At 61.3% G+C, this 25,287-nt stretch carries 24 protein-coding genes and 5 pseudogenes; 11 read left to right on the forward strand and 18 right to left on the reverse strand.

Features of this window, described 5'->3' with window-relative positions; all coding sequences use genetic code 11:
* From AC0L2P_RS30805 to AC0L2P_RS30825, 5 genes and pseudogenes are all read right to left on the reverse strand, one after another.
* Positions 1-1,619: efflux RND transporter permease subunit (locus AC0L2P_RS30805; RefSeq protein WP_473506896.1), on the reverse strand; the 1,619-nt coding region annotated here is incomplete at its 3' end.
* A gap of 2 nt (positions 1,620-1,621) precedes the next feature.
* Complete coding sequence (locus AC0L2P_RS30810) at positions 1,622-2,800, reverse strand: efflux RND transporter periplasmic adaptor subunit (RefSeq protein WP_473506898.1); 1,179 nt, start codon at positions 2,798-2,800, stop codon at positions 1,622-1,624.
* Between the two features lie 461 nt (positions 2,801-3,261).
* The gene (gene ubiM, locus AC0L2P_RS30815; RefSeq protein WP_473506900.1) at positions 3,262-4,443 is read right to left on the reverse strand and encodes a 5-demethoxyubiquinol-8 5-hydroxylase UbiM; all 1,182 of its coding nucleotides are present in this window, start codon (positions 4,441-4,443) and stop codon (positions 3,262-3,264) included.
* 422 nt (positions 4,444-4,865) lie between these two features.
* Positions 4,866-5,464: pseudogene (locus tag AC0L2P_RS30820) on the reverse strand (hypothetical protein); the annotation flags it as partial.
* 108 nt (positions 5,465-5,572) lie between these two features.
* Positions 5,573-5,779 (reverse strand): hypothetical protein, encoded by a 207-nt coding sequence (locus AC0L2P_RS30825; protein WP_473506902.1) that lies wholly within the window; start codon positions 5,777-5,779, stop codon positions 5,573-5,575.
* 196 nt (positions 5,780-5,975) lie between these two features.
* Between AC0L2P_RS30825 and AC0L2P_RS30830 the strand changes: the two genes are divergently transcribed.
* The 4 genes and pseudogenes from AC0L2P_RS30830 to AC0L2P_RS30845 all read left to right on the forward strand — a co-directional run bounded on the left by AC0L2P_RS30830 (position 5,976) and on the right by AC0L2P_RS30845 (position 8,874).
* Positions 5,976-6,668, forward strand: coding sequence for an OmpW/AlkL family protein (locus tag AC0L2P_RS30830; RefSeq protein ID WP_473506904.1), 693 nt, complete (start codon positions 5,976-5,978; stop codon positions 6,666-6,668).
* 98 nt (positions 6,669-6,766) lie between these two features.
* A complete protein-coding gene (locus AC0L2P_RS30835) occupies positions 6,767-7,999 on the forward strand; it encodes a cytochrome P450 family protein (RefSeq protein WP_473506906.1) in 1,233 nt (410 codons plus the stop codon).
* Positions 7,966-8,259 (forward strand): annotated as a pseudogene (locus AC0L2P_RS30840) (cytochrome P450); the annotation flags it as partial. The gene AC0L2P_RS30835 and the pseudogene AC0L2P_RS30840, both read left to right, overlap by 34 nt.
* Before the next feature lie 291 nt (positions 8,260-8,550).
* On the forward strand, positions 8,551-8,874 hold the full coding sequence (locus tag AC0L2P_RS30845) for a hypothetical protein (RefSeq protein WP_473506908.1): 324 nt from the start codon (positions 8,551-8,553) through the stop codon (positions 8,872-8,874).
* A gap of 37 nt (positions 8,875-8,911) precedes the next feature.
* On the opposite strand, the gene AC0L2P_RS30850 is transcribed toward AC0L2P_RS30845, so the two are convergent.
* Both AC0L2P_RS30850 and AC0L2P_RS30855 read right to left on the reverse strand, forming a co-directional pair.
* A complete protein-coding gene (locus tag AC0L2P_RS30850) occupies positions 8,912-9,178 on the reverse strand; it encodes a hypothetical protein (protein ID WP_473506910.1) in 267 nt (88 codons plus the stop codon).
* A gap of 65 nt (positions 9,179-9,243) precedes the next feature.
* Positions 9,244-9,828: a hypothetical protein gene (locus AC0L2P_RS30855; protein WP_473506912.1), complete on the reverse strand. Its 585-nt coding sequence runs from the start codon at positions 9,826-9,828 to the stop codon at positions 9,244-9,246.
* A gap of 183 nt (positions 9,829-10,011) precedes the next feature.
* Here AC0L2P_RS30855 and AC0L2P_RS30860 point away from each other — a divergent pair, with 183 nt between their 5' ends.
* The 4 genes and pseudogenes from AC0L2P_RS30860 to istB all read left to right on the forward strand — a co-directional run bounded on the left by AC0L2P_RS30860 (position 10,012) and on the right by istB (position 14,072).
* Complete coding sequence (locus tag AC0L2P_RS30860) at positions 10,012-10,866, forward strand: type IV toxin-antitoxin system AbiEi family antitoxin domain-containing protein (RefSeq protein ID WP_473506914.1); 855 nt, start codon at positions 10,012-10,014, stop codon at positions 10,864-10,866.
* Positions 10,866-11,759, forward strand: coding sequence for a nucleotidyl transferase AbiEii/AbiGii toxin family protein (locus AC0L2P_RS30865; RefSeq protein ID WP_473506916.1), 894 nt, complete (start codon positions 10,866-10,868; stop codon positions 11,757-11,759). Before AC0L2P_RS30860 ends, AC0L2P_RS30865 begins: the two co-directional genes overlap by 1 nt.
* An 85-nt stretch (positions 11,760-11,844) precedes the next feature.
* Positions 11,845-13,411, forward strand: a pseudogene (istA, locus tag AC0L2P_RS30870) (IS21 family transposase).
* Positions 13,344-14,072 (forward strand): IS21-like element helper ATPase IstB, encoded by a 729-nt coding sequence (gene istB, locus AC0L2P_RS30875; RefSeq protein ID WP_473506918.1) that lies wholly within the window; start codon positions 13,344-13,346, stop codon positions 14,070-14,072. The pseudogene istA and the gene istB overlap by 68 nt, the downstream one beginning before the upstream one ends.
* 134 nt (positions 14,073-14,206) lie before the next feature.
* Here istB and AC0L2P_RS30880 read toward each other — a convergent pair whose 3' ends face one another.
* Complete coding sequence (locus tag AC0L2P_RS30880) at positions 14,207-14,857, reverse strand: hypothetical protein (RefSeq protein WP_473506920.1); 651 nt, start codon at positions 14,855-14,857, stop codon at positions 14,207-14,209.
* A 46-nt stretch (positions 14,858-14,903) separates the two neighbouring features.
* A complete protein-coding gene (locus AC0L2P_RS30885; protein ID WP_473506922.1) occupies positions 14,904-15,425 on the reverse strand; it encodes a histidine phosphatase family protein in 522 nt (173 codons plus the stop codon).
* Between the two features lie 329 nt (positions 15,426-15,754).
* Here AC0L2P_RS30885 and AC0L2P_RS30890 point away from each other — a divergent pair, with 329 nt between their 5' ends.
* The 3 genes from AC0L2P_RS30890 to AC0L2P_RS30900 all read left to right on the forward strand — a co-directional run bounded on the left by AC0L2P_RS30890 (position 15,755) and on the right by AC0L2P_RS30900 (position 19,253).
* A complete protein-coding gene (locus AC0L2P_RS30890) occupies positions 15,755-17,752 on the forward strand; it encodes a phospholipase D-like domain-containing protein (protein WP_473506924.1) in 1,998 nt (665 codons plus the stop codon).
* 326 nt (positions 17,753-18,078) lie between these two features.
* The gene (locus tag AC0L2P_RS30895; protein WP_473506926.1) at positions 18,079-18,921 is read left to right on the forward strand and encodes a hypothetical protein; all 843 of its coding nucleotides are present in this window, start codon (positions 18,079-18,081) and stop codon (positions 18,919-18,921) included.
* Entirely contained in the window at positions 18,918-19,253 is a 336-nt protein-coding gene (locus tag AC0L2P_RS30900; RefSeq protein WP_473506928.1) for a hypothetical protein, read from the forward strand. Before AC0L2P_RS30895 ends, AC0L2P_RS30900 begins: the two co-directional genes overlap by 4 nt.
* A gap of 195 nt (positions 19,254-19,448) precedes the next feature.
* Here AC0L2P_RS30900 and AC0L2P_RS30905 read toward each other — a convergent pair whose 3' ends face one another.
* From AC0L2P_RS30905 to AC0L2P_RS30945, 9 genes and pseudogenes are all read right to left on the reverse strand, one after another.
* Positions 19,449-19,847, reverse strand: a complete 399-nt coding sequence (locus tag AC0L2P_RS30905) for a DNA methyltransferase (RefSeq protein WP_473506930.1) — start codon at positions 19,845-19,847, stop codon at positions 19,449-19,451.
* Positions 19,829-21,411 (reverse strand): annotated as a pseudogene (gene tnpC / locus AC0L2P_RS30910) (IS66 family transposase). Before tnpC ends, AC0L2P_RS30905 begins: the two are co-directional and overlap by 19 nt.
* Before the next feature lie 73 nt (positions 21,412-21,484).
* Positions 21,485-21,829, reverse strand: coding sequence for an IS66 family insertion sequence element accessory protein TnpB (gene tnpB / locus AC0L2P_RS30915; protein WP_473506932.1), 345 nt, complete (start codon positions 21,827-21,829; stop codon positions 21,485-21,487).
* Positions 21,826-22,206 (reverse strand): transposase, encoded by a 381-nt coding sequence (locus tag AC0L2P_RS30920; RefSeq protein WP_473506934.1) that lies wholly within the window; start codon positions 22,204-22,206, stop codon positions 21,826-21,828. The genes tnpB and AC0L2P_RS30920 overlap by 4 nt, the downstream gene beginning before the upstream one ends.
* Before the next feature lie 71 nt (positions 22,207-22,277).
* The gene (locus tag AC0L2P_RS30925; RefSeq protein WP_473506936.1) at positions 22,278-22,478 is read right to left on the reverse strand and encodes a hypothetical protein; all 201 of its coding nucleotides are present in this window, start codon (positions 22,476-22,478) and stop codon (positions 22,278-22,280) included.
* A gap of 18 nt (positions 22,479-22,496) precedes the next feature.
* Entirely contained in the window at positions 22,497-22,811 is a 315-nt protein-coding gene (locus AC0L2P_RS30930; RefSeq protein ID WP_473506938.1) for a hypothetical protein, read from the reverse strand.
* A 38-nt stretch (positions 22,812-22,849) separates the two neighbouring features.
* A complete protein-coding gene (locus tag AC0L2P_RS30935) occupies positions 22,850-23,245 on the reverse strand; it encodes a hypothetical protein (RefSeq protein ID WP_473506940.1) in 396 nt (131 codons plus the stop codon).
* 99 nt (positions 23,246-23,344) lie between these two features.
* Positions 23,345-23,926: pseudogene (locus AC0L2P_RS30940) on the reverse strand (MobA/MobL family protein).
* Positions 23,927-24,126: 200 nt separating this feature from the next.
* Entirely contained in the window at positions 24,127-25,098 is a 972-nt protein-coding gene (locus AC0L2P_RS30945; RefSeq protein ID WP_473506942.1) for a site-specific integrase, read from the reverse strand.
* Between the last annotated feature and the right edge of the window lie 189 nt (positions 25,099-25,287).

Below are 25,287 nucleotides of genomic sequence, written 5' to 3' on the forward strand. Positions count from 1 at the left end.
AAGAATTCGACGCCGGCGCCGAATTTCGAATAGGCGTAGCCGACGCCGAACAACAGCGCCACGGTGAGGACAAGCACGGTGATGGGATAATGCACCGCCTGCTTGACCACGGCCATGTACCAGCCGTCGCGATTGTCGTCCGGGTGATGAGCCGGCGCCTTGGCGAATATGGCGCCCAGCGTCGGCGCGAAGACCAGTGCGTAGAGCATCGAGGCCGAGAGCGTCACGATCAGCGTGATCGGCATATATTTCATGAAATCGCCGATGATTCCCGGCCAGAACAACAGCGGCGAGAAGGCGGCAATGCGCGTCATCGTCGCCGCGATGACCGGGCCGGCCATGCGCTTGGCGGCAAGCGCGAACGCCTGTTGCTTCGGCATGCCCTCGCTCATGCGTCGCTCCGCGAATTCGGTGACGATGATGGCGTCGTCGACCAGCATGCCGACCGCCAGGATGAGGCTGAACAGCACGATCATGTTGATCGTGTAGCCCATCATTGCCAGCAACAGGATGCCGATCAGGAAGGATGAGGGGATGGCCAATCCGATCAGCAGCGAGGCACGGCCAGACAGCGCGTAGAGAATGACGATGAACACCAGGATGACGGCGATCATTACGTGGTTCTGCAAATCGCCGAGCAACTGGTTCACGAAAACCGACTTGTCTTGCGTGTAGGTGACGTGCATGCCCTCCGGCATCGTCTTGATGAAGGCGTCGGACACCTCCCTGACCTTGCCAATCGTATCGATCAGGTTGGAGCCGATGCGCTTCTTCACCTCGATGGCAATCGCCGGCTTGCCGTCGAGGCGGGTAACCGTTTCGGCGTCCTTGAAGGTCGAGCGGATGGTGGCGATATCCTTGGCCTGCACCACCGCATTGGGGCCGGCGACGACCGGAAGCGCCGCCACATCCTCTGGCGTCTCGATCCGTGAGGGAACCTTGACCGCGTATTTACCTTCGGATCCTTGGATGTTGCCGGCGGCGACAAGACTGTTGGAAGCGCCGACCGCACGGATCAGCTGGTCGAGCTGTAGCCCGTAGGACGACAGTTTCATCGGATCGATGACCACTTCGACGAGATCGTCGCGGGCACCCTGCAGCGAGCCCTCGAGCACGCCAGGCACTTCCTCGATGCGGTCGCGCAGCTCGCGCGCGGCGGCCGTCAGCACGCGCTCGGGCACCTCGCCCGACAGCGTCACCACCAAAACGGGGAACTCGGAGACATTGACCTCGGTAATAACCGGCTCCTGTGCCGCTTGCGGCAGATCAGCCTTCGCGTCCTGAACCTTCGAGCGTGTATCAGTCACCGCGGTGTCGACTTTTATCGACGGCAGAAACTCAAGAAAGACAAAGGCGCCGCCCTGATAGGCGGATGATTTCATCTCCTTTAATCCCTTGAGATTCTTGAGCTTTGTCTCCAGAGGCCTAAGCAGGAGCCTTTCAGCGTCTTCGGGCGCAATGCCTTGATAGGCGACATTTATGTGAACATAAGGGGTAGGAACGTCAGGTTGCGCTTCCTTCGGCGTCGACTGGTAGGCGACCGCGCCGGCAAGGATAAGAAAGACCAGGACCGAAATGGTCAGCCGGGCATTGCTGATTGCAAGTTTGACGATGTCCATGATTACTGCGTCCCGGTCGTCGCTTCGCCCAACAGCTTTTGGATGGTCGCCTGGTCTGCTTCGACCGGCTTGACCACTTCGCCTTCCTTCACCAGCTCCTGGCCGGCGACGATGATGCGGGCGTCGGCCGGAATGCCGCCGAGCACCAGGCCGGTCGGCGTGTCGTCGACCAGATCGATCGGGAAGAACACAACCTTGTCGTCCTTGTCGACGGCGCGAATGCCGAGATCGCCCTTGTCGCCGAGCGTCACCACCGAGCGCGGCAGCATCACGGCGTCCGTCGGCTGTGCCTTCAGCGCAATCTCGGCGGTCATGCCGGCGGGAATAGTGCCCGCGGGATTAGGGATGGCGACTTCGACCCGGAAGGTACGGGTTGCCGAAGATGCATCCCGGCTGATGTAGCGCACGATGCCCTCGACATTCTGGCCGCTGACCAGACGCACACTCGCCTTGTTGCCGATCTTCACATAGCCGAGATCGCGTTCGCTAACTTCGCCGCGCGCAATCACCGGGTCGAGGCTGAGAATAGTAGCCACCTCGCCGCCCTGCATCACCGAACTGCCAAGCTCCACCGGTACCCGGTCGATGACGCCGTCGAAGGGGGCCTTCACCTCGTTGCGGTCGAGTTCGGCTTGCGCGGCGTCCAGTTGCGACTTGGCAAGCGTCAGGTTGGAGCGGGCCGTATCGACCTGCAACTTGGGCAGATTGCCGGTTTTCGCCAGCCGCGAGGCCGCATCGAGTTCGGCCTGACGCTGCGCGACAAGCTGCTTGGCGTTGCTGACCGCCGAAAGCTTTTCCTCGGCGGCCAACATCAGCACGAGGTCGCCGGTCTTGACGTGCTGACCCTGCTTGACCGGCAGCTTGTCGATGAGGCCGGCGACGCGTGTCGCCAGAACGGCGCGCTTGTCGGCTTCGGTCAGTCCGGAAATCCGGATCGCGCGCGCATAGGTACGCCTAGGCGGGGTTATGACCGCGACCGTGCGCAACGGCGCCTTGGGCTGCTCCGCCTCGGCGGGCTTGGCCTTGCCGGCGTCGGCCGCCTTTGGCTGCTCGACCTCCTCCGCCTTGGTTTTGTCGGCGTCCGCACTGCCGACGGACGAGAACTCGCCCGTCGCCATCCAGGCAGCGAACCCGACAAGCACAACAATAGCTGCAAGCTTGTGAAACCTGAATTTCGGCATCGTCGTTTTTTCCAGTGCGCGGGGTTCGGCGGGGGCGCGTCTTCTAACTCGGCGCGTTGCCGATATGGGTGCGCGCGTCGGGACCCGGGCACGCTAATTCTGAAAGCGGGGCCGTTCGTGAGACCCGATGTCAAACACCACCACGCTTCACCGTGTGGTTGCCCACTTCGTGCGCTTCTGGGAGCATCCGGCACCAATTTCCACTGTCGGATCGTTGCCTTCTGTACTCCAATGGGCATAGGTGGTTGGTGCTCAGGCCTCTTCGTCGGGCCTGCCTGCAGGCCGAGGCACTTGATTCGGTCACACCCCTAGTAGGGTCCGCAGGATTGGCAAAATTGATTGTTCGGATGACAACCATCCACGCCCTAAACACATCGAAGGTGGAATTGGGCGTGACTGGGTCCGCGCCTGTGTGGCGTTGGCCGACAAACGCTTGGCGGCGCGCGGGAATTCCGCACACTTCACCGCCTCAGCATGGCCGCAATGCCATGACGGACAAAGGGAAGATGTTGGCCGAGGCGCAGCCCCACATGCCTTGCAAGCCGTGCCGCCGGATGCTCGCTTGAGTAGAGTCCGACGAGGATACTCGTAGCATGATAGAGCGGCGCCGCCGACAGGCGCAGTCGGCTTTCATATCTGCGGAGCATGTCGGGATCGGCAATGTCGCGACGGTCGCGCCATGCTGTCTGGATACCACGGGCGAGCTGCTTCTGGCCGCCGAGGCCGATGTTGAAGCCATGCGCGGTCACCGGGTGCATGCCGATGGCAGCGTCGCCGATCAGTGCGGCGCTCGGCGCCCGGAACCTGTGCGCCCAGCTCGTGACCAACGGATAGATATGGCGTTGGCTTGCCAGGCTCATGTTGCCGAGGCGCCCTCGACAGCGCTTTGTCAACTCAATCAGGAACAACTCGTCGTCAAGGGCAAGCAGTCCGTCGGCCTCGTTTGAGGGCAAAGTCAAAAGCAGCGACGACACGCCTTGCGCGAGGGGCAACATCGCTACCGTCTGATGGTGATCGAACCATTCAATCGCGATCTGGCGGTGGGGGCGCTCGTGCCTCACCCGGCAAATCAGCATCGAGTTGCCAAGCCGATTAATATCGGCGGCGATACCGAGCAGATTGCGGGTGGCGGAAAAACGCGAATCGGCGGCAACCAGAAGCCGAGCGGTCAGTTGCCTGCCGTTGGAGAGCGTTATGACTGCTCCCTGGCGGCTGTTTGTTGCACGCACGACCGAGTGGCCGCACAGCATCCGGGCATGGCCCTTCAAGCGGATGATCTTAAACAGGGCATCGCGGATGCGGCAATTCGGGACCAGAACGCCCAGTGGTCCCGCGGATCCGCCGGGAGAATCGAAACACAGCGCAAAAGGGCTCGATCCGTTGAGGACGCGTGCGCCCTGAAGCGGTGACTTGTCCGAAGCGGGGATAACATCCCAGGCGCCGAGCTCGCGAAGAATTCCAATCGAGGCGTGGGTGAGCGCGATCTCGCGACCGTCGAAACCCGGACTTGCCAGTCTTTCCAGGGACTGCCCTTCGACCACCGCAAGTTTGAACTCACTGTGGGCAAGCGATGCGGCGAAGGAAAGTCCGACCGGCCCGGCGCCAACGACAATGATGTCGAAGCTGTCGTCACAGCCGGCCATCAGCGTGCCGCCAGTGCGTCGGCTATCTTCGTGAGACGCGGCTGGAGTCGAGCCGCATGTCGTGCGTCGATTGCGCTACGATCTATGGCCCGCCGCATCGCCTCAAGCGCGTTTCTCACTTCGGTTCCTGGCTGGTGAAGCGTCATTTGCCCGCCGTATGGTTCGGATTGTCAAGACGTTGGGAGCGACGATCAGGCTGTCGGTCAGCACATGAGTCTTCCCCTGGAAGACTGGTCGATCAAACCACGCCGACAAGGACATGGCCCTGATCTGGGTCAGTCGAGGCGGAACCGGCGTCAAATCACCTCGATCCAATCCAATCATGTGCCAGCTCACCCAATGGCGGCGCAATGGCACCACTAGCCCGAGGGAGAACCAAGCGCGTCTGGTCTGGGGAAGGCTGTTTCAGGACTTTTGCGATATCAGCGAATGACGCGATGGAAGCGCCGCCGCGAGGGCGGCGACTGCGCCGAAGCCGACTCTGATCATCAGCCGTGGCGTGCACGAAGGCACGGTGCCCATGTAAAGCCGAACGGATCCTCGACGAAGTCGAGGCCGGCTTCGCCGGTCAGCGTGACGGGGCTCTCATCGCCATAGACCTTGCGAACCTCTTGCGCCGAATGGCCGACGAGCAGCGTCAATTGATGCTTGAGGATGCGAGGCTTGTGGCTGCCGCGCACATAGACATGCGGGCCGGTGCCCTCGTCGACCGGCGCCTGAAAGAAGAAGAACTTCAGCATCCGCCAGTCGTCGAGATCGAAATGATACTTCCCGAGCGAGGCAACGTTCTTGTCGGCGTCAGAAGCCTGGCCGGTCGGAAAGCTCCACCAGACGCGTGTGGTGATCAGTTTCGCCTGTGCCCCCAAGATAATGCTGGGCGATGTCGAGCACCAGCGGGTCGCTGTCCGGCGAGCGCTGCCTGGCAGTTAAGGCTGGGTTCCAATAATGGCCGCAAGGGGCGGGCGAAGTGGGCCTTTGCTTGCGCATGCTTAGCGGCCAGGAGTTCGAGACGGCGATCGAAGGCGTGCACCGGGTAAAGTGTGGAGAGCGGTTGATCAGGACGTGCCCCGTGCGCGAATATGCGGCTCACACCGTCGCCATGCCAATCCTCGAGTCAGCATCTTCCCTCCTATGCGCCCACGCGATTGGCCCGCGCGGCTACGTCGGCGCATCGCGCCATAAGCGCCTCGAAGGGCTCGGCCCCCTCCAGCAGCAGACCGTCCTCGACCATCCAAAAATAGTCGTCCTCCAGCGCAATGCCGAGTACGGAGGTGCCATCGAACTGCCGGCCGATGTTGACGAACGGCGACCCGGCGGCGGCCACAGCTGCACTCAATTGTCGGATCTTCGACGAAGTCCGACATGAGACACAGCGCTAACAGGGCGATCGTTTTTGTTTTGCAATGATTTTCTCGTTTGGCACGACACATGCGGGGGCTATTCCGCATGAGCGCTCCGTCAAACTCGATTGATGCGAGCAGGATTCAATCAACGCGAAGTGCGTCGTTTCTGAACATCAAGGAGAGAAGAGCATGGTGAGATCGCGAATTAGCGTGGCGCGGGCACTAACAGCGGCTGTCGTCCTCATCGTTGCGGGACAGGCCGGCGCGGCAGATGTTGGGCAAGCCGAGAGCGTCCCGCAGGCAGGAGCCCCGGTTGCGAAAGCACCATGCCCCTGGCAGATCCGCCTGCGGGCGTTGGGGGTGATCACTGAGGATTCGGGCTATGTCAACGCGGTGCCCGGCTCCGGTCTTTCGTATTCCAACAGCGTGACGCCGGAACTCGATATTTCGTATTTCTTCACGGACAACGTCGCAGCCGAGCTTATCCTCGGCACCACCTATGCCAACATCACAGGCCAAGGCTCCATCGGCGGGCTGGGGAATATCGGCAAGGTTTGGCTGCTGCCGCCCACGCTGACATTGCAGTACCACATTACCCATTTCGGCGCCTTCAAGCCCTATGTCGGCGCCGGCGTGAACTACACGATCTTCTATCATCAGGAAGCCGGCAGCGCCGATGATCTCAAGGTCAAGAACACATTCGGCGCCGCGCTGCAGGTCGGATTCGACTACATGGTGGACCAGCACTGGGGCGTGAACTTCGACGTGAAGAAGCTGTTCCTCAGGCCAGACTTCGACGTCACCGTGGCCGGCAACAAGCAGACGGGGAAGGCCAAGCTCGATCCGTGGCTGATAGGCGCAGGTGTCACTTACCGCTTCTAAGGTCGAAAAGGACCCTGAAGGGCACTTTTTCGAAGTCCGCGCGCGGATCATCCGTGCCGAGAAGTGGACCCGCGTTGGTTCTTAAGGGAGTTGTCGGCATGCGCGTAGATGACGATCATTGCCATGTGATCAGTGTGTCGGCCGCTCCCACGCAACTTGATGATCTGTCTTCTGCGATTCTGCACCAGGGGGGGATGGCGCGAGTGTCGCTGCCAGGCGATGTGGTGACCTGGGCGGCAGGCCGTCACCAGACGCTCAGGCGGATGCTTTCCGACCAGCGTTTCAACAGGGACTGGCGACAGTGGCGGGCGCTGCAAGACGGCGAGATTCCCGAGGATCATCCGCTGATCGGGATGTGCAAAGTGGACAACATGGTCACGGCGCCTGCCGCCGATCACCAGCGCTTGCGCGGCCTGCTGTCCAGGAGCTTCGCGCCCACTCGTATCGCCTTGCTGGCGCCACGGATCGAACAATGCGTCGATCGACTCCTGGCCGATATGGCACAGCGCGGCGGCAGTGCCGATCTGATGTGCGAGTTCGCCGTTCCGCTGCCCACCAACCTGATCGCCGAACTGTTCGGTTTGCCGGACGAACAGCGCGAGGAGATCGTCGCGCTCACCTACAGCCGGGCCAGCACCTCCGCCACAGCCGCAGAGGTGCGACAGACGCGGCAGCGCATCCCGGAGTCCTTCCGTCGCCTGATCGCGCTGAAGCGGGGCCAGCTCGGCGATGATCTGGCTTCGGCCCTGATCGTCGCGCGCGACAACGGTGAGCTCGTTTCGGACACCGAGCTCATCGACATGCTGTTCATGGTGTTCTCTGCAGGCTTCGTGACCACCACCGGCGTCATTGGCAATGGCGTGCTTGCATTGCTGACGCATCCGGAGCAACTTCACCTGGTGCGCAGCGGCCAAGTTCCGTGGTCACAGGCTATCGAGGAGATCCTGCGCTGGGGCAGCTCAGTGGCCAATCTGCCGTTCCGCTATGCCACCCAGGACATGGAGATCGACGGATGCATGGTCCGCCGCGGGGATGCCGTGCTGATGGCGTTCCATGCGGCGAACCGGGACGAAAAGGCCTTCGGTCCCGGCGCCGACCGGTTCGATGTCACCCGGCGGCACAACCCGCACCTGTCGTTCGGCGAGGGGCCGCATTCCTGCCTGGGCGCTGGGCTGGCGCGCCTGGAATTGCGCTACGCCTTCCCCGCGCTGTTCGGGCGGCTGGAGGATCTGGCGCTGGCCATCGCCGCGGAGGACGTCGTCTACATGCCGTCTTACGTCATTCGCTGCCCGCAGCGCCTGCCGGTCACCTTCCGCCCGTCCATCGCTTAGAGAGTGCGGCATTCACCCCGGATTCGGTGATTCTCGGTTCGCCGGGGTGGCTGGCCTCGCACGAGGGCGCGAGCATGACCGCGGTTCCGCACGATCGTGACGCCGGCCTTCAGCAACCGCAGGGTGAAGCTGCTCGCGCAGCAGGACGAGGCGATCGCCGCGCAGTTGTTAGAGACGCTGGCGGCCCAGCCCCAGCCCGCCGACCTGCGGCGCCACCTCTCCTTTCCGTTCCGGCTATGGTCATCAGCGCGCTGATGGGCGAATGCGCAAGCACGCTAAGCAAGCCGAGCGGGAACAACTACTGAGATTCCCGACGGACCGTGACGACCTGGCCCGACTTTACACCTTTGAGCCCGGCGACCCGGCGTCGCCGAGAGGACCGCATTCGCCTCGGCGTTGCCGCTCAGCTTGCGCCTCAACTTCAGATCATGCGCGCTCTGGACAAAGCGGTGACGTACCTGGAAAACCATCGCGGGTTGAAACTGTAATTTCCGTGCGAAAAATCAGGACCGGAGTTGCGCCTTCAACCGGGCGATACCGACGAGGAGAGGTTGAGCGACTTTCTGAAGGCCAGGACTTGCACGAAGTGCGGCGGCTGCCGGTTCAACAGCTGGAACCGCTGCATGGATTGCCGCAATGCGCGGGGAAAGGTGCGCAACAGCCGGCGAGCCGCCAACGGCGGACGGCACACGGCGACGGAATGGAAGGCGCTGCTCGCCGCCTCGCCCGCCTGTGCCCAGTGCGGCCGACTGTGGAGCGACATCCCGCTGCGGCCCGATCCCCGCTACAAAACAGTCTGGACCAAGGGACACAAGATCGCCGTCTATCACGGCGGCACAGATGACATCGGCAACATCCAGGCCGAATTGCTATGAGTGCAATTTCGGAATGAATGCAGGCCCGCTCAAGCGCTTAGACGGCAGCTCCCATGCCCCAGCTCCGCACCGGCCCGGAGCCTGCAACCTCCTCCTCCAGCGTGAAGTGAAAATCCTTGAACCGCCGGGCCTCGATGCGCGGCAGCATATCGGAAAACTGCGGCCTGGTGACTTCCAGCGAGAGGCTCAGCGACGGCAGGCTGCCGGCGTGGAAGAGCGCGCCCGCGTCAGGAAATTCTGTCTTCATGGGCGTCGGCGCCATGATCATCACGACGCCCGGCCACATGAACGCGGCGTTCGGCATGATGAGCGTGGCGGGGAGAATGATGTAAGTGAACTCGACGGACTGGCAGGCCCCGGCTGAACGACCTAGCCGAAATTGATCCCGGGCGCGCCGACGATCTCGCCGCGCCACTCGCCCGCAACGATGGGCGGCAATCGAAAACCGCGGTCCTTTTTGCGGGCGGTCATTCCGCGGCAGCGCCGGGAAGCGCGGCGACATCGATGCCGGCCACTTCCAGCCGCCGTCTTGCCGCTGCGATGACCTTCAACCCAAACCGGGTCCGCGTGCCGCAGCACGATGGCCTCGCCGGTCAGCTCCGGCATGTTTCGCTTCAGCAGCATGGTGAAGCCGTCTGTGCTCTTGGCGCTCATGGCCCAATCCTGAAGGGTCTGAACTTCTCCTACCCTTGCGACTTTCTGCCTTGTGCGCGCGAGCCGGGTTGTTTTGCCGCGCTCTTCGGACAGGACATGCTCGAATGCATGGATCGTCTGCCAGAAATCATGCTCGACGGTCCCTGGCTTCTCTTTCGGCAGCACCGAGACCAGCCTGCGGAAGGCCGCGTCGGCGACGCGCCGCTCGCCCTTCTCGCGGGCGTTCCTGATCCACGATCTCAGCCTTTCGGGATCGTTGCAGCTTTCGATCAGCCCCAGAATCTTCGCCACGTCGCTCATGCTGTTCCCTCCTTAAGCCTTTCACCCGCTGGCATTTTTGCTTTGGCAGATCGTGATTGTTCTTTATACGGTTTTAGCCCTTGCAGGGGTAGATTCCCATACAAACCAATCAAAAACATTGACCGGCAGCTCCATGACAGATTACTCTGTATAGAGCTTTAGCCTCAGGAGGGCTAAAATCGCATGGAAACCAATCTCCGCACATTGGGAAAGGCCGAGAGCAAGGTGGTGCTGTCTCTCCGCGAGGAGGGCCGCTCGCTGATGCAGACGGCGGACATCCTCGATATCCTCGGGCCGGACGTGCCCGAAACCTCCGCGCGCAAGGTCATCCGCAACCTTGTCCGCAAGGGCTGGCTGTCGCGCATCGTCGGCGGAAAGTACATGCTGCTTCCGCCCGAACACGGCCCTGAAAATCTCGGCGAGAATAATGTTCTCGCCCTCGCGGCCGCCGCGGTCGAACCCTCCTATGTCGGCTGGTGGTCGGCCGCCTCCTGGCACGGCTTCACTACGCAAAAGCCTATGACGGTGTTCGTCGCGGTCACGCGCCAGACCCCGGCAAAAATCATCGAGGGCAGCGCCGTGCGCTTCGTGAAGGTCACGGTCCGCAAGTTCTTCGGGTACGAGCCTTACAACATCTACGGACGCACGGTCGCCCTTTCCACGCCGGCCAAGACGCTCGTCGATTGCCTTGACCGCCCGGACCTTGCCGGCGGCCCTGCGGAACTAACGCGCATCGTGCACAGCGCGCTCGCCGAAACCGATCCGCAGGATGTGCTGGCCGCGGCGACGACCATGAAATCCAAGGCGGTCCTCCAGCGGCTGGGCTTCCTGTCCGACCTCGTCGGCAGGCCTCTGCCCGATCCGGTGAGGGCCGCCGTGCGGGCGCTGATAACCGCCAGCTACCGGTCGCATTTCGGCCGGGCCGAACAGCGCGACGGCGATATCGGCTATGTCGCCGCCTGGGGCCTGTTCGTCCATGCGCGAAAGGATGACCTGCTGACCGAAGTGCCGCGCATCCGCGGGCGGGAGGAAAGCTGATGCTGTCCGCCAATGACCTGCGCAAGGTCGCCGCGCGCTCCGGCGCCCGCGACATCGGCAATGTCGAGATCGACGTGATCCTGACCTACCTGCTCCAGCTTTTCACTGACAAGAGCATTACCGACCACGTCGCCTTCAAGGGCGGCACGATGCTGCGCAAGATGGTCTTCGGTCCGCGTGGGCGCTTGTCGACGGACCTCGATTTCACGCGCCGCACGGACATTCCCGTCGACGACCTGATGATGCTGATGCAGGAGGCGCTGGATCAGCCCTACCACGGCCTGTCCTTTCGCTTCGACAAGGACAAGGACTGGTATCTGACCGACGACGGCTGCGCCGCCAACCCGGTCTGCTTTCATGCCGACAACGAACGGGGCACAAAGATCAAGCGTCAGGTCAGCACGCGCGAGACGCCTGTCATGCCGGTCGCGGCGGCGGCGCAGATCGAGCAGGACTATTTCAGGCTGCTGCCCTTCAAGCCCGCCGCGATTCCGTCGATCGCGTTCGAGGAAGCCGTCGCCGAGAAAATCCGCGCCGCCAGCCAGCGCTCGAAAATCCGCGACCTGCACGACCTGGCTGAAATCGCGCGCCGCGCGCTCGACCGCGATCTGATCCGGGCGCTCGCTGTGCTCAAGCTCTGGAACAGCGGCGGCGGGGGCCTTGACTACGACCTTCTCGCCGCGCGCGTGAAGGGCAGCGGCGACTACGATATCGGCGACCTGACGGCCCTTCTGCGCAAGGACGAAAAGCCCGACCTCGACGGCATGATCGCCCGCGTGGTCGAGGGCTTCCGCTTTCTTGCGGACCTGACCGATGCCGAAAGGGCGCTGGCGGCGGACAGGGCGCAAAAGAATCGCAAGGATGTGAATCGGCGTGCAAAATTGACCCCATGAGCCGGGGAGTCGGCGTCCAATTTTGACCCCGCTGATGCTTTGATTTGCGACCATCAGCTCGTCGTAGCGAGCGGATGGTGTGGGGATGAAGTCGGTGGATACGATTGCCCGGGTTCGGCGCGCCTTCCATGTGCAGGGATGGTCGCTCAAGCGGATTTGCCGCGAACTGCATGTGTCGCGGAACACCGTCCGCAAGATACTCAGGTCCGATGAGACATCGTTCTCCTACGAACGCGAGCGGCAGCCCAAGCCGAAGATCGGTCCGTGGCAGGATCAGCTTGACGGGTTTTTGAATGGCAACCGTGGCAAGGCGGCGCGCGAGCAACTGACACTGATCCGGATTTACGAAGAGCTTTGCAGCCTCGGTTACGAGGGTGGCTATGACGCCGTCCGCCGCTACGCGAAGAGTTGGGCGAAGGCGCAGGGGGCGGCGACGGCGGACCCCTATGTGCCGCTATTCTTCGCGCCGGGCGAGGCCTACCAATTCGACTGGAGCCACGAGATCGTCCTGATCAACGGCGTGACAGTGACCGTGAAGGTCGCCCATGTTCGGCTCTGCCACAGCCGCATGATGTTCGTCAGGGCCTATCCGCGCGAGACGCAGGAGATGGTGTTCGACGCCCATGACAGGGCCTTTGCCTTCTTCGGCGGCGCCTGCACGCGCGGCATCTACGACAACATGAAGACGGCGGTGGAAACGATCTTTGTTGGCAAGGACCGCCAATACAATCGCCGTCTCCTGCAGATGTGCAGCCATTATCTGGTGCAGCCGGTCGCCTGCACGCCGGCGTCGGGCTGGGAGAAGGGTCAGGTCGAGAACCAGGTCGGGCTGGTGCGCGAGCGCTTCTTCACGCCCAGGCTGCGCTTCAAGACCTATGAGGAGCTGAACGCCTGGCTGCAGGACAAGTGCGTCGCCTACGCCAAGGCGCACCGTCACATCGAACAGCCGGAACGAACGATCTGGAACGTGTTCGAGGAGGAGCGCGGCAAGCTGGTCGGATATCGCGGCCCCTTCGACGGATTCCATGCGGTGCCGGCCTCGGTGTCGAAGACCTGCACGGTGCGCTTCGACAACAACAAATACTCGGTCCTGTCGACGGCCGTCGGCCGCCCGGTCGAGATCCACGCCTATGCGGATCGGATCGTCATCCGCCAGGACGGCGCAGTCGTCGCCGAACATGCCCGCTCCTTCGGGCGGAACGAGACGGTCTACGATCCCTGGCATTACGTCCCTGTGCTTGCCCGCAAGCCCGGAGCGCTGCGCAATGGCGCGCCGTTCCAGGACTGGGTTCTGCCGTCGGCCATGGAGCGTATCCGACGCAAATTGAAGGCGGCGCATGACGGCGATCGGCAGATGGTGTCGATCCTGGCCACGGTGTTGACCGACGGCATCGATGCCGTGGAGGCTGCCTGTCAGGAAGCGCTCGATCAGAATGTCTGCTCCGCCGCCGTCATCATCAACATCCTGGCGCGGCGGCGCGACCCGGCGCCGGCCGTCACCATTCTCACCCCGGACGCTCTTCGCCTGCAACACGAGCCGCTCGCCGACTGCGCCCGCTACGACAGCCTCAGGAGGGCAAGCTGATGGAACGCACCCAGGTTCTGGATCTGATGGGGACGCTGAAGCTCTACGGGATGCGCGGCGCCTATGACGAGGTCATGGCGACAGGCATCAAGCGCCAGCACGAGCCGCCGAGGATCGTCGGCGATCTGCTGTCGGCCGAGATCGCCGAGAAGCAGGCCCGCTCCATCAAATACCAGCTCACCGTCGCCAAGCTGCCGATCGCCAAGGACATCGATGAGTTCGACTTCGACGGCACGCCGGTCAACGAGGTGCTGGTCCGGGACCTTGCCAACGGCACCTTCGTCGCCGACCAGCGCAACGCCGTGCTCATCGGCGGCACCGGAACCGGCAAGTCGCATCTGGCAATCGCCATTGCCCGCGCCTTGATCCGCAACGGCTCGCGAGGCCGCTTCTTCAACGTCGTCGATCTCGTCAACCGGCTCGAGACCGAGCACCGCGGCGGCAAGCAGGGCCGTATCGCCGACTACCTCACCCGGCTCGACTTCGTCGTGCTCGATGAACTCGGCTATCTGCCCTTTGCCCAGGCCGGCGGGCAATTGCTCTTCCACCTGATCAGCAGGCTCTATGAACGGACCTCGATCATCGTCACCACCAACCTGGCGTTCGGCGAATGGCCCGCCGTCTTCGGCGACGCCAAGATGACGACAGCGCTCCTCGACCGTCTCACTCATCATTGCGAGATCGTCGAGACCGGAAACGAATCCTGGCGCTTCAAGAACCGCGCCTGATCACCCCATCAAGCAGCCAAGCGCCATCCGCGCTCGCCCGGGCTGCGCAACCCTGACCAGCTCCGCCCGGGCGAACGCTGACCGCCGCGCATTACATAAGGGGGGGGGGGTCAAAATTGGATGCCGATTGGGGGTCAGTTTTGGAAGCCGTTTGACAGGCTTGGTAGAGCGGCGATTTCGCCTCGGACTTGGTGTTGCGGTTGTTGTTCATGGTCTTTTCCTTTGGTTGATGGTTTCTGTCCCGGAGGACGGTTCCAAAGGAGACGGCGCTCAAAGGTGGCTTGTCCCCAACACGGGAGCGCAGCGAATGGAGCGGGCAGGATCGGGACAAGACGGCTGCGCCGGCTAAAAGGAACGTCATCGGCTCCGGGCGGACCAGCAACGGAATGGGCAACTGCCAACCGCCTGGGGCCCAGTGTGATGGCCAGGTTCGCCCTCACAATCATTCCCGCGGTGAACGGGCGATGGTCTGTTTGACGGACCCAAAGTCGTTCGACTCGCGAAACGCGCGGTAAGGCGTATGATCCGTCACGCGCCAAGGTGTCTGCATTCGATTGCGAAATCCTGCGAAGCGCCATCCACCGTGCGATCATCGAATGCGAAATCCCGGAAAGCCAGTCGAATATGCCGCCGAAATGATCCGAGATTTCACTGGCGACGATCAGGTTGACCCAGACATGCTGGATTGGATTGTGCGGAATCAGCCAGGCGCTTCCTAAAAGATGGCGTTCGAGGGCGGCTTGACATTCGGCCACAGGGAACTGCAAGCCGCGATTTGACGACATCAGGACTGGAGCAGTCGCGGCTCTTCACGGCATCTGTGTCGAACCATTACCCATCACCGTCGAGAAGCCCTTGGCTCTGATGCGAGAATGACCACACTTCTGCACCATCGTTCTGCAATACCCAGATGCTGTCGAAATCCTCGTCCGGCCAAGATTCCGGGGCGATACCCGCTCCACCGACGAGCGCAGCTGCCAGACTAGGAATCGATTCGTGCTGCCAGCTTACCAGCACAGGTGTTAGGGCTGTGCGGATGGCTTCTGCCGCCAACATCTCTTGGCCCTTCGAATAAGTGACATCAGGTTGAAGACCGAGGCGTCTTGCCAATGGCGTGATTGTTTGGCTGGGCCGTTTGCTCCGGGTTCCGGAACCATCTTTTTTGATCGTGCCCGACGCAACAATCGATGCCGGTTTTTCCATAGGCGCAGGCGGCCTAGAAAAGAATGAGCAAAGCCCACCCGCGCGTTGCCAACCACGCACGGTCAATGATGCGGGATCACTTTCGCCCTGTTCTGTCACTCCAAAATCGGTGCCCTGTGGAACCGGCTTCTCGGCATGCCTAATGATCATGACAAGCCTACTTGGCATCGTCCGCCCCCATATTTCCGTACCACCCTCCTGGCGCGGTCGGCGCCCATATTACGGCCGCAAGCATCCGCGCGGCAAGGTCGCGCTCTTGATCCGTAACAATATCAGCGTAAAATAATTGTCGCAGCTAGACTTTACTTTGGTGGTTTATTCTGAAGAATAACACTCTTGGTGCGCTGAAGGTCGGAACTGAAAGGTTTTCGGCCTTCTTTATACATTAGCCGTCTCATAAAATCGAGCCGGCTGGGTGGCAGTACGATTGGCGGTAGGTCAGGTCGCTGGATCAAGTCATTGTTCTTCTAGGGGGTGAGATGGTGCAGATCGTCAGGGCAACTGCAATCGTCAACAATGAAGTTGCGTTTCTTGCATGGCAGACCAACCCCGACCCGATTCCTGATTGCCTGGGCTTCCACATTGTTCGGGAATATCTCGATGCCACTGGTCTGGTAACCGCCGAACGCCCCCTTGCCGCCTATGTCGCCTTTGAAGGGCAGTCGAACACGGACTGGCAGGCGCAGAACACGACTGTTTGGCCCGTGCAGAAGTTCAACTGGCGCGACCTCACGCTGCGGCGACACCGTGACAAGTTGGGTCTCCGGCCCGAAAATGAGCGGCTACGATACCGTATTCGCCCCGTAGGTCGCTTGCGCGATGGCCTCGAGGAAGTAGTGCCGGTCCCCGAAAGCCATTGGGATGCAAAAACCAAACAGCGCGTCGAGCATCACTATCAGGGCGCACCTATCCGGCTCGGCTATCTGGCACCCGCGGCATTCACCAACATCGTTGAGGCCACCCGCCGCGTGGGACCGTTCGTCTCCACCTTCACCAACGGCATTCTATCGAGCCAGTTCCTGATCCGCATGCTCGAAGAGAATGATGGCAAAGTTGGGCGCAACGAACTTGAAGTTCGTCTGCGCGACCCCAATGACACATTGCGACGCTACCTGGCCGGCGACGTCCCAACGACGATAACCGAGTTCCTGAGCCGAGCAGGCGGGCAATTTCATGCAGCCCTCTACGAGCTTGAGGATCGGCAGTTACTCGACCTCCTTGTCGCCGCAGCACCCCGGATGCAGCTCATCCTGTCCGATGCAGGGTCCAGCGACACCAAGGACAAGATTACCAAAAAGGTCATTCACACCGACTACGATACAAGAAACAAAGCAGCTCGCGCGACGTTGCGCGCGATAGCGGATGCGCCTGGAACGACTTTCGGTATGCAGAACCGGCTGTTCAACGGCAGCGGCCACATCGGCCACAACAAATTCGTTGTCTGGTCGGATGACCAGGGCACACCCCAAGCCGTGCTCACCGGTTCGACCAACTGGACGTGGAGTGGCATCTCCGGCCAGAGCAATAATTGCATCGTCATCGAAGACACGAACGTGGCGCGTGCATACCTGGCCTACTGGCAACGCCTGTTCGATCACCCCTTGCCGCAGCCTGCGCAAACGGGGGATGCCAACACCGCCGCGGACCAGGGCGATATCGTGAAGGACGTCGACCGTACTCCGGTTACCGGAAATCTCGCCAATGGCGCGGCATTTGAATGTTGGTTCTCGCCCAACGTTCCAGGCGCCGAACAGCCGCCTTCGGCGCGCGCCAAGCGTCAACTGCCGCCTCCACCGGACATGGACCGTCTCTTCTCACTGATGCGCCGTGCGCACCGTATGATTTTGTTTGCGGTGTTCTTGCCGTCCAAGGGCGGCGTACACTCGATCATTTCGCAGGCGATCGATCTCGGCCTGGCGGATACCAGCCTGGAGGTGGTCGGTGCGGTCTCCGATCCGCTGGCCTGGGGCTATCAGCCCTCAGGCACCGGCCCAGATGGAAAGCCCTTGGTGCCAAGTTCGCCGTTCATCATCCAGCAGGGCGGCGTCAATGTCGTGCGCGCGACCGCGCTCACCGACAAGGATATCGGCCGCCAACTCGGCAATTTCGTCAACAAGGAGATTTTGAGCGCTGGCAAGGCGATTATCCACGACAAGATCCTGGTGATAGACCCGCTTGACCCGGTAAATTGCGTGGTCGCGTTTGGTAGCCACAACCTCGGTTATAAGGCCTCCTACTCCAACGACGAAAACCTGGTAATCGTGCAGCGCGATCCCGCGCTTGCCCAGGCGTATGCAACGCATGTCCTCGACGTATACGATCATTACCGCTTCCGTGCAGCAGAGGCAGAGAAGTCGGCCGAACTGAAGCGGGCGGGCGTCGCCGCATCGTCAAGCCCGACCGATGGCTTCCTTAGCATTGACGACAATTGGCAAACCAAGGCGGATCGGCGGATTTCTGCCTATTTTACGAAATAGGTGCTTGGCAGCTTGCGACGCTTGCGGGGACAGCTGCATTCCGAGGGACAAGCGCTGTCACGAGGGCTGGACCGGACGAACAAATTTAAGGAAGGTGGGAACAGCACCGGATTCCCCGTGAGCTTGTCAAGTGTGCCGAAGGGTTGGCAATACTCCTTCATCTATCCTGGCATCGTCACTGGACGCGATTGCCGGTGTATTGCCACCACAACCCGATGGAAACGACCGGGGTGCATTCAAAACCTCTATTGTGACCCTGATAGAAATCTCTATGCTGAACCGATGCACACTTAATCTGTCAATCATTTCTGACTCGGGCGGTGTCAATGGCTGAAACGGACATCCAAAACCCGGCCTCTCCAAAGATTCAGGATCCTGGCGATGGGAATTCGACAGCAGACGCTAGGGAAAATAATGACGCTGTACAGGCCGATCTTCGCAGGACCGGCGCTGATGAAAATTCTGGCGTCGACGGTATCGGCGCAACATCAGCAACCACATCTATAAGCACGGGAGCCCCAGTACAAAACCAAGCAATTTTGGCCTTGCGTACAAGAGAAGACTTCCGGTTTAAGGTCAACACCGTTAAATGGTTCGGTGGCCTTTGCGCCATAGCTCTAATCGGAATGATCGGGCTTGGCTTCTGGTACCTCGACAGAATGGTCGAAGCGTCGCAAGCCTATAAATCAGAGATGGATTTCAGTAAGATTTTGTCGACATCACCCGTTAACAATGACACAGTTTTGCTTGGGCTTGAACATGACGGACTAGGTATGCGCAACAAGCGCGCGATTTCTGCACTCTACATGAGGGCCTACACTCAATTTCTCGCTCTTATCGCCGGTACAGTTTTATCTCTTTTAGGAGCGGTCTTCGTCCTTGCTCGTGTTGACAGCGTAGCAACGACAAGTGACGCAACGATTGGCGGCATGAAGTGGGCGCTGTCGTCCAGTTCACCGGGAATTATTGTCGCGATAGTAGGTGCGGTACTCATCGGTGGCGTTGTTTACCTCGCGAGCGACGCCATCCAAGTTTTGGATGCTCCAGTCTTTCTCGGCCGCGGCGCTCAAGCCGCATCTCTTCCAGATGGCACGTTCGAGTCACCTGGTTTTCAGGAATCCATGAAACAGAGTTTGAAGGGACTTCAAGAGGGGGGATCAACACCATGATTAGGAACGTCATATCAGTAGCGGTCTTCCTTTCGATCAGCAGCTCTTGCCAGACCATGGCAGACCCGCTCGAAGACGCATACAAGCTGGGCTACAAAAAGGGATATGCTGACGCAGCATCCATATTTATTGGCAACCCGCCTGGCAATACCATAATGAAAACATTGCCCGGACCTGAATTTAAGACCATCATTGTACCTCCGAGCGGAACGAAATTCGACATTGGCAGCGACAGCGCAGTCGCTATCGTTCCTCACAATTCGTTAGATGCGTTTAAACAGAAACTTGGCAATAACTTCATCATAGACAATAAGATACTACTAAATAAATGATGGCCCGCTTAGACGCGACTATCTCTGAGCTCAATGAGCCTAGGCGCGCAACCGTCGGAACTGTTCGACTATCTAACTGCGATCGTTCGCGACCGACACTTCGTTGGTCAAAACCAAGATTTCTGGGAGAAATAAGGGCCCATAGCCCTTTTTTCGTTTTGTGCCCGTCGCACCGTCCAGACTAGCAGCTGGCAGCTAGCGCTCTAGCCGCCGAGATGCCGTTTCGGCATGGCGGGCATCCAATTCGATGCCCAGCCAGTTGCGGCCGCAGTCCTGCGCGGCGACAAGCGTCGAGCCCGACCCGCAGAACGGGTCGAGCACCAAGCCGCCCATGGGGCAGAACGCCTCAACCAACCGCCGCAGCGGCGCTACGGGCTTTTCCGTAGGATGGAGGCGATTGCCGATTGCCGGTGTATTGCCACGGTAATACGTCCGGAACCGCCTCCGTTGACAATGGAGGCTGTCCCTTGGCAAGGATGTAGGTGGACTCGTGATGCGCCGCCACGCGCCTCGACCTTGCCGAGGTCGTACATAAAGCCAAGCTGCGTGTTGTGTAAGCGGGTAGCTGATGCCGTTCAGCGCTGGTAGTTCCAAGGCATAAGCGCCTCGATATCGCTGTTTGGCCAGCCATTGGCGATACGCTCGAGGGTCTGGGTGAGCCAGGCGTGCGGATCGACCTGGTTCATCTTGGCGGTGGTCAGCAGCGTGGCGATGGTCGCCCATGTCCGTCCGCCGCCGTCGCTGCCAGCGAAGAGGCTGTTCTTACGAGTAATTGTCTGCGGCCTGATAGCGCGTTCGACGGTGTTGGAGTCGATTTCGATGCGGCCGTCGGCGAGGAAGCACTCGAGCGCGGCACGCCGGCCGAGCGCATAGCGAATCGCCTCAGCGGGCTTCGATTTGCCCGACAGTTTCGGCAGCTCCTTTTCCCACAGCGCAAAGAGAGCGGCAACGACGGCGGCGGATTTCTCCTGACGCGCAGCTATCCGTACTGCTGGATCCTGGCCGCGCACGGCCGCCTCGGCGGCCCACAGCGGGGCCATCTGCGCCACCGTCTGCGAGGCGATAACGGAGGAGCCTGCGGCATGCAGTTCGTAGAAGTTGCGCCGCACGTGCGACCAGCACGCCGCGAGCAGCACGCCATCATTGCCCCGATCGGATCGGGCCAGCCGGTTATAGGCGGCGTATCCGTCGACCTGCAGAATGCCGCGATAGCCGTCCAAATGTCGGGCGACACATTCGCCGGCACGGCTGTCTTCGAAGCGATAGGCGACGATGGGCGGTCCGCTGCCACCGAACGGCCGATCATCACGGAGATAGGTCCAGAGGTAGGCCGTCTTGGCCTTGCCCGATCCTGGGGCCAGCGTTGGGAGGGTGGTCTCATCGGCAAAGACCCGCTCACCCTGCTTAATGCGGGTCAGTGCGTAATCGGCGAGCGGCTCGAGCTCGAAGCCAACCTTGCCCATCCACTGCGCCATCTGTGACCGGTCGATCTCGACCTATCGCGGGCATAGATCGCTTCCTGGCGGTAAAGCGGGAGGCCATCGGCGTATTTGGACACGGCGATCTGCGCCAGCAGCGCTTCGGTCGGAATGCCGCTTTCGACGATGCGGGCGGGAGCGGCTGCCTGGATAACGCCGTCCCAGCCCTTGTAGGCATATTTGGGGCGACGCGTGACGATCACCCGGAACTTCGCCGGGGTGACATCGAGCCGTTCGGAGACGTCCTCGCCGATCAGGATCTTTTCCAGCGCTTCGCAGCCAGCAGGCGTTTCGGGCTCGATAACCACCTCGACCCGTTCGAGATGGGCCGCAAAGCTTTTGCGAGGACGCGGAGCGCGCTTCGCTTTCGAGCCGCCCGCAGACTTCTCCATCTGCGCTTCGATGGCTGCCACACCGGTTTCGATCTCGTCGAAGACCAGAGCGTACTGCTCCTCGCTCAGCGCACCGGTCCGCAACCGTTCGGAGCGGCTGCCCAAGCGCGCCCGCTCCAGCATCTTCACGACCGCGGTCAGCCGTGCGATCCGCTCATCAGCGCTCTTGCTGACCAACTCGAGATGGAGGTTGCGCTCCTCCAGAAGGGCGGCCTTTTCGGCCATGGCAACAACCATCGCCTTGAGCGCGTCAACGTCGTCCGGGAGCGCGAGTTCGGGTGCCGACATGGCCAAAATCAGAGCATATTCGCGGGCAATTTTCCCGCTTTTTCAGCTCCCTGATTCATCATGCCGCAGGGTTTTACCCAGCCGATTGCGGCCGCCTGACGGTCTCCGTCCGAACCCGTTTCCAGTCCATTCCGTCAACCAGAGCCATGAGCTGAGCATGATTGAGCTGGACCCGGTTGTGGCCGATCCGCGGCCAGCAAAACTTCGCGTCGTCCAGTCGCTTGGCATAAAGACACACGCCGCTGCCGTCCCACCAGACGATCTTGATCCTGTCCGCTCTTTTGGCGCGGAAGACATAAAGCGCGCCGTTGAACGGATCCGAGCCGGCATCGCGCACCAGTGCCAGAAGGCCGTCGGGACCTTTTCTAAAATCGACGGGATGACCGGCGACCAACACCTTCACGCCGGCCGGGATCATGCCTGGCGAACCGCCCGGATGATCCGCACCAGCTGCTCCTCATTGATATCGGCACCGGCGCGAATGACCACGCCACCCAGCTCGATCTCCACCGACGCAGACGCTGTCGGCGTGACCTCGACAAAGCCGAGCCGAGCCGCATCTCGCTGCCGCCTGACCGCACCGCTCTTGATCGCCTTGCGCCGCCAGCCGAACAGCTGCGAGCTCGCCAGTCCAGCCTGGCGCGCGATCGCCGACACATTCGCCCCTGGCTTCAGGGACTCTTCAACCAGCCGTGCCTTCGCTTCCGCCGACCAGCGCCGCCGCGGACGCTGCGGACTTGCGTCCAGCCGGTTCGCAACCGCCTCAAGGACATGGAAGGTCCTGTCATCAGGCATAGGCGCAGACATAGAAATTGACACTGCAAGCTCCTCAGCTCCTTCAGTGTCACTATCTCTCGCTCATCACCTCAAACCGCGCCAGATGGGGTCAGCTTGGCGCTTACCGTGTTGTGGCGGTCCTGCAGAAAGGAAATCAACCGGCCCGGATCGCCATCGGCGGCAAGATCGTGGGTCGCGCGTTCGATATCGAGGTCGATGTCATCGACGGATTCTTTCAGCGACTCTGCATGTTGATGCAGCCGCTCCAGGTCGTCTTTCTTGCTCGTCATGCGTTCTCCAGAAGCACGTTAGTGCTGGTAGTGATAGGCCGCCAAGTGCTCCGGCTGGTCCTGCAGTTCGACGACGAGGTAGGCCCGGAGCTTTTCGCCGGAGTTCACCAGTTCCTGGGCACGGGCATGAAAATAGTATGCACCTTGGCATAGCTCCTCGGGGATTCCGGGGATGGTCTCAGCCTGCGTCTTGCGCAAGGTCCAGTAGGCGAGGCGCTTGCGCCGTCGGATCAGGTCCTTTTCCAGCCATTCCAGTTCCTCGCGTGTCTTCGCGCGTTGCTCGTCCGTGAGTTCACGGATTGCGAAAACAGAGCCGCCATATACCTTGGTCATAAAATCATGATGGGGCGGCTTCCGAGATCCTGCAAGTGCTACCTGCGCTCGCGATCCGGCTCGGGCCAGCGGTTGTCCTCTGGCCCGAGAGCGGGTTCCTGGGGACCGGTATCGAACCAATCAAGGTGGTTTTCCCAACGCTCCAGCACCGGGACGTCCTCTGGGCGGGTCTTGTCCTCCAGCCAGTCCAACTGGTTCTCCGGGACGAGCCGGTAGGCGGCAGCATCGTCCTCGGTCATAACAAGGGCATTCTGGTGGTCGACCACCGCCCGTGCCACCACCAGATCGCCTTCCGGCTGAGCCGCCTCCGGCAGGGCGGGACGATGCATATCGTCGAGCATGCGGCCCTCGGCTGCCTCCAACTCCTGCGGATGAATCGGCGAACCGTCCGGATCGGGCACCGGCAGGTCTTCGTCAGGTTCTCTGGGTGCCATCTGTTCCCTCTCCTGTTGTGCGTGAATCCTGCGGGCCCGCCGTTCCTCGGGGTCCGGGCCGCGGTGTCGACCCGGCATTTGCTCAAGCCTTCGCTTGGCTTAACTCCGGCTGTCAATCGCCACGGCAAGGCCAGCCTTGCTCAAGGCCTCGTTAGCAATCCGCTCCCACAGCGCGCGCGCTTCGGTCACGAACTGCTTCCCATCCGCGCTGCGGATCTTCAGACCGAACCCGGTTACACTTACCGTGCGGGTTGTCATCAACATGTGGACGTGGGGATTACGGCGTGCGCCGTCGTCATGAATGGCCAAGTCCACCACAAACCCCTGCGCCGTGTACGCATCGGCCATGGTTCGCGCGATGCCAAGCCACGCCGAGCGCGGCAATTCCAGGGGCAACGCAAACTCCACCTCCTTGGCCAGCCGGGCGTCCTTGCGCTTTTCGGCGGCCTCCACGGCGTTTCACAGGTTGGCACGCTCGCCCATCCATCCTGGCGCCCCAGCAGGCAAGCGGATTTCACTGGCGACGACATCACGGCGTCCCCCGAAATCCGACAGGCGCTCCTCGGCCTCATTGGGCAGAACTTCCCCGGCGCGGTACGCGGCGGCAGCCACGATGGAACGCCCCTCGCTCCGGCTGATGTTTTTGACATTCAGGTGGTAGATGGCCACGAACCTCTCCACGGCACGGACGGGGTTTCCAAAGGGGGTTTCCCCCTTGGCGCAGCTGCCGGTTTTCTCCGGTTTGCGCCCCGCAACCGGTTAGAAAACCGAGCAAGCATCGCCCCCCCTCAGTTGCAATGCGTACACATTGGGGCGATGCGTAGGTGCGCTGTACGCATTGCTACAAACTCCGGGGCATCTTTCAAGCTGCGCCCGGAACCTTATTTCTCAGCCTGCTCGGCCCTCTCAGGCTTCGCCCGCTGCGCGGGCCTCGGCTTGCGCACATTGATGGCCGCTGCGTCGAGGCGGTTCTTGAGGTGCACCGCATAGTGCTTCTCGATCATCTCGACGCTCGTCCGGCAGTTTTTGGCGACCTGGTAGATGTCGGCGCCTTCGAGCAATCGGAAGCTGATGTAGCTGTGCCGGAGAGAATACGGCGTGCGCCGATTGCTCTCCCGGTCCAGCTTGAGGCCGATCTTGTCGAGGATGCCGTTGAACTGCTTCTTGTGATCGACCGGAAACAGCCGGTCCGCGGGCTTGGGTTTGTTCCGGGCCACCATCCGCTGAAAGGGGAACACCGCGCCGGAGGTGCTTTTGCAGTACCCTACCCCGCGTTTGCCGCGCACCTGGATTTCCAGGATCTTCTGGCCAGTCGCCTCGTCCTTGCAGGGCTGGGAGACATCCGGCAGGTGCGGCAGCCACCGATGGCGGACGGCCGTTTTCAGGACCAGGCGCAAGGTTACGGTTTCGTGGTGCAGCGTACTGCGTGAGGGAAGCTTCTTGCCCTCCTCCGGCGTCAGCCGGGAGATGCGGTACTCCTGCACCGTGCCGGCATTGATGGTTGAAAGGCCCATCTTGCCAAAGTACGGCACCAGATAGGTGCGAACCCGTCGATAGTGGTCCTGGACCCAGCGGGCGTTGCGCTCCCCGTCGGTCAGCACCTCGTATTCAGTGATGAACTGGTCGGCGGCGTCTTGAACGTCTTCTCGGCCAGCAATTCGCCACGCCGGCCTTTTGTCCTTCAGCCCGAAGTACCAGTCCTCGGCCCAGTCCTTGGCCTTCGCCAGGCTGTCTTCCTTGGTGCTGACCCGCCAGTTCTTGCCTTTGAGATACGTCGAACACTGCCAAATCGGGCTGCCGTTGCGCCGATAGACGTGAACTTTGCCTTCCAGAATCGTGTGATTTTCCGCCACGCCAAACACTCCCTGAGCACGTGCAAGTTTGTGCAAGAGATGTGTAAGGCTACTTTCGGCTTCCTCGCCACGCAAGGCGATTTCTAAGTGCATGATTTCCCTAGGGAAATGGTGACCTGCCACGGGTAATTTCCTCCATCTGAGATTAGAGTCCGGCCTCGATTGAAGGACGGACTGATGAAGAGAAAG

It is taken from the genome of Mesorhizobium sp. WSM4836, assembly GCF_055811815.1.